The organism is Lutispora sp. (assembly GCF_041687175.1).
GTDB lineage: Bacteria > Bacillota > Clostridia > Lutisporales > Lutisporaceae > Lutispora.
In genome coordinates this window covers 1-4,391 of the sequence record NZ_JAWLCK010000176.1, presented here as the reverse complement: position 1 = coordinate 4,391, position 4,391 = coordinate 1, and the positions used below count along the sequence as shown (strand labels likewise).

Below are 4,391 nucleotides of genomic sequence, written 5' to 3'. Positions count from 1 at the left end.
CATCCCCTTACTTGCTATCAAATAAACCTCACTATATTCCATATTATACCATAATGTGAGTTTTTTTGATAGCAAAGCCCTAGAAGACTTTTCTTCTAGGGCCTCACGCCAATAAGTTGACAGGTTGACAGACTGGCACCCAACCTAGTAGTTGTAATGGGCGGAGGTCTTGCCGTCTTCGCCTATTGCTTTTGTGATGCTGCCCATTTCATCCTGTAGGTAATACAGCCTGTCCGGTTCTCCTTCAAGGTTTGTACCTGTTGTATCCGGTATCCAGCCGTTATTGGGGTTTTCCAGTTCCCACTGGTCTACGCTTATTGTGTCTATTCCCCTGGTATATCTCTATACCTGGTAGTGGTCTCCGTACATCAAGAGTACATTATCAAATAAACCTCACTATATTCCATATTATACCATATTGTGAGTTTTTTCGATAGCAAAGCCCTAGAAGACTTTTCTTCTAGGACCTCACACCAATAAGTTGACAGGTTGATTAAACTGTAACCTGATCTATGTAGCATCACTTGCTCAAATGAGAAAATGTTGAATCAGTTGACTCTCATAAGTTCAAAATATGCATTTCTATTTTCTGCAATTATTGTATTAAAATCTTTAACAAAGAACCTATATATAATACTATCCGAAATCCATTCACTTTCCTCTGTCATACTATCCTCAGTATATATTGTTACTAATATTGGAGGATTTTTCGAATCTAATCCTAGCGCTTCATATGTTGTAACAAGTTCAGCCCTTATTTCATCTGGTAAAATAACATGTTCTCCATATTGAGGATTAGATAGTTCTATGCCATCAAAAATAGCCTTTTCAGAAGAAAGTATCAGTTTCTTACCAATCAATTCTTCTAATTCTTCTTTACCCCAAGTGCTAGGGGCATCAGAAAAAAATAGTTTACTAATTTTCCATTCACCATAATAAGTCTTCATATCTTCTTCTGATGTTTCATTATCTTCTGATGATTTCATATCTTGTATCACTACTTCCTTATTATTTGAATGAAGTTGTTCTTGTTCCTCCTTATCATAATAACTTTTTGAACAGCCACATATTAATACCATAACAAGCATTATCATTAATATTTTTCTCATAATGTTACCTCCAACTTTAGCTTTGAGAGTTACGGTTCATCTCGATCATCCCTACCATATTCTCCATATAAAAAGATATCTGCTGTATCACAACTTCGTCTGTAGACCCCTAAAGAAAATTTACCGTTAGCTTTATCCCATCTCGAAAATTGGTAGAATATTTCATTCTCGTCTGTACTACCTTCAGTAATTAGCTTGAAAAAAGTGGCTTTTTCTGGAGTCAGAATGTATCCCTTATTGAATAGGATAAGTGCCAGGCACCAAACTTATCCAGTTATTGTTTCACTGCCCCACCTATCTAGGATATGTTGTACCCCACTATCTGTCATTCCTATGCTTTTGCCTATTTCACTGTATGTATAGCGCTCTTTTATCGCTGCTTGTATAAATTGTATCTTATATCCCGTAAGCTTTCTTTTTCTTGATCCTGCTTTTATTAGTCTGTAGTCCTCTGTCGATACCCCTGTCTCTATGAGTATCTCATCCAGCCTTTTTCTCTGGTTTTCTTCCTTCCTGCTTAAGCACATAACTTGATATGCTTCCTCTCCTATTGCATTTACCCTGCTGTAATTCCCGTCTTCCGGCTCATCCATATATTCCTTGTATTTTTGCATTGCACTTACTGTATGCTTATCCAGCATTTCATATATTACTCTGGTATTTACAAAGCTTCTGATGTTTTTTCTGTAGTATATATCGCTGCTCCATTTATAGTCTTCAACCAAGTTACACAGCCCTGCCCTTACAGGATTCTGATGTATATATCTCAAAAGCTTAAGCATATATCTTTCATCCTGTACCATAACTGCTTTATATCTGCCTTGATATACATGCCCGACTCTCTTATACTTGCCATTGAAATACTTACTGTATTTATTATTGATCTGGTGCATTATTTCCTGCAGCTTCTTTTCCAGTGTCTGAACAATAATATGATAGTGGTTGTCCATCAATACATAACCATAAACCTTACACCCCATAGCAGCACTACATTCTTTTATTTGTTAATGAAATACCCCTTATCTATGCTTTCTTTGAATATGTATTCTTTATTATTACCTCTTGCTATTACATGATATATTCCGCCCTTGTATTCTTCCCTCCATGGTCTGCCCATAAGAAAAAATCCTCCCGGCAATATAATATCCTTATATTACCAGAAGGACTAATTCGTGTCAATAACTGGATAACTCCGGTGCCTGGCACTTATCTAATCTACTCAATCGTAAAGTACACTTTACCAGATTTATTATTATTTTGAATCATAGGTTGAATTTTTCCCCACGAAGTATATATGTCAGAATTACTTTTTTCAAAACTCAGCAAAATGTCTCCTTCATTATATAGCTCAAACTGATTATCTGGCAAATATTTTTCAAATATTAATTTAATAGATTTTTCATTACCGGAGACTTTCGTCATTAGCCTTGCAATTGTTTGAAATCCATCAATGTTTATTTCTGCATAATATTCATTATTTTCTTTATATATCGAAATTGTGTAGAACATATTTTGGTCTGGTGGTGCATACTCAGAAAATATATAATTTCCTACCCAAGATTCTAAAGTTGCTGAATCTTTCTCAGTCCTGTCATTTTCAGAATTATCCATTGGCTTTACATTTTCACTACTTGAAGCCACTTTCAAAGGTGTATTTTCAGGTTTTGATTCTGACAACTGATTTAATGAAGTATGTGTTTTTGAGCATCCCACAAATAAACTAAAAGCAGATACGCAAATTATAATATATATGATTAACTTTTTCAAAATATTCATTTCTTTTCACCCATCTCTTAATCAATTTTACTATATCTATTTCTTGTATCTATAACTTTCTGGGCAGCTTCTCCTTTTGTTATTATACCATCCTTATTTATATCTAGTCCTGCATTTTGCTTATAAACCACACCATAGCTTAAACCTTTTGCAAGTTCTGCTTTTGAACCTTTAATTCCGAGTTTGTAATCATCATCTTTCCCTACTGCTATTGGCATAAATACAACCATATAAGCATCCTGTATATTGTGGATTTTTCCCGCATATCCTTCATAATACTTATAAACATAATCTAATTGCTCCACCGCTGACATCTTTGCCAAAGCCTCTGTAGTTGTTCCTAAACCTCTCGCTGTACTAGGCATAAACTGAATCAGGCCTGTTGCTCCAGATACTTTATTGACGCAAGAAGGATTAATACCGTTTGATTCAAAAGCCATAATTCCCATTAAATCATCTGGGTCCATTTGCAGTTTCTCACATATTTCAAGAACTTTAACCTTAAACTCAGGGGTAACATATTTTCCAGTCCATTCATAATCAAATCCATCTCTATCCGTCCCTTGAGGGCAATTGTTCCAGTTATTATCGCTATTTCCTTCTATAATTTTTCTTGTCCTGTTAGAAAGCTCATCATTTTCAAACTCAGCAGGCCATAATCCTAACGGATCCACATACTTTAGTGGATTATTGACCACATAAGGATATGGGTTCAATGTCTGTGGATCTGTCATATCTCCCGGCCATGGATCTTCCGATATGAATCTCCCTGTCTCGGGCATGTAGTATCTTGCCTGTGCATACCACAATCCTGCATACACATCATATTGATACCCTGTGTATCCAAAGGTGTTGTCAGGGCCTGGCCAATTCTGGTCAAACTTCTTGAAGGACAGCGGTCTTCCGAATTCGTCGTAGTTATAATGGGCTGAGGTTTTGCCGTCTTCACCTATTACTTTTGTGATGCTTCCCATTTCATCCTGCAGGTAGTAGAGCCTGTCTGGCTCTCCTTCAAGGTTTGTACCTGTTGTGTCCGGTATCCAGCCGTTATTGGGGTCTTCCAGTTCCCACTGGTCTACGCTTATTGTGTCTATTCCCCTGGTATATCTCTGTACCTGATAGTGGTCTCCGTACATCATGAGTACATTGTCGTAGGGTTTGGTTATATCCACTACGTACTTGATCTCCATGCTGTCCCGTTTGTACTGATGTCCCCATCCAGGATGCGGGTTGCCGTTATTGTCCTTGCCGTGTCCAATGGCTTTACCCTTTCCATGCTTGTCCTTGTCATGGCCGTAGGCATGTCCTTTTCCTTTTCCCGGTCTGTTGCCTCCTGCATTGGTTTCCAAGTCTATGTACTGGGCTACACGGTTTCCGAATCCGTCATATATATAGCTGGTGATGTCTTTGTGTTTGTTTATTACTTCTACTAAGCGGTTGGTTTCGTCATAGCTGTAGTCATTGAATATTTTGTCCCCTGCTTTTGTCTGTATCAGGTTGCCTCTG

General features: G+C 37.3%; 4 protein-coding genes. All 4 read right to left on the bottom strand.

Annotated elements, in window-relative coordinates:
• Positions 1 to 548: 548 nt before the first annotated feature.
• The gene (locus ACESM9_RS14680; protein ID WP_373000360.1) at positions 549 to 1,109 is read right to left on the bottom strand and encodes a hypothetical protein; all 561 of its coding nucleotides are present in this window, start codon (positions 1,107 to 1,109) and stop codon (positions 549 to 551) included.
• A gap of 266 nt (positions 1,110 to 1,375) precedes the next feature.
• Complete coding sequence (locus ACESM9_RS14675) at positions 1,376 to 2,089, bottom strand: transposase (protein WP_373000356.1); 714 nt, start codon at positions 2,087 to 2,089, stop codon at positions 1,376 to 1,378.
• A gap of 235 nt (positions 2,090 to 2,324) precedes the next feature.
• Positions 2,325 to 2,885 carry a DUF5991 domain-containing protein gene (locus tag ACESM9_RS14670; RefSeq protein WP_373000353.1) on the bottom strand — a complete coding sequence of 187 codons (561 nt, stop codon included), beginning with the start codon at positions 2,883 to 2,885 and terminating at the stop codon, positions 2,325 to 2,327.
• A gap of 17 nt (positions 2,886 to 2,902) precedes the next feature.
• Positions 2,903 to 4,391, bottom strand: a 1,489-nt coding sequence (locus ACESM9_RS14665) for an RHS repeat-associated core domain-containing protein (protein WP_373000350.1), incomplete at its 5' end; no start/stop codon positions are given.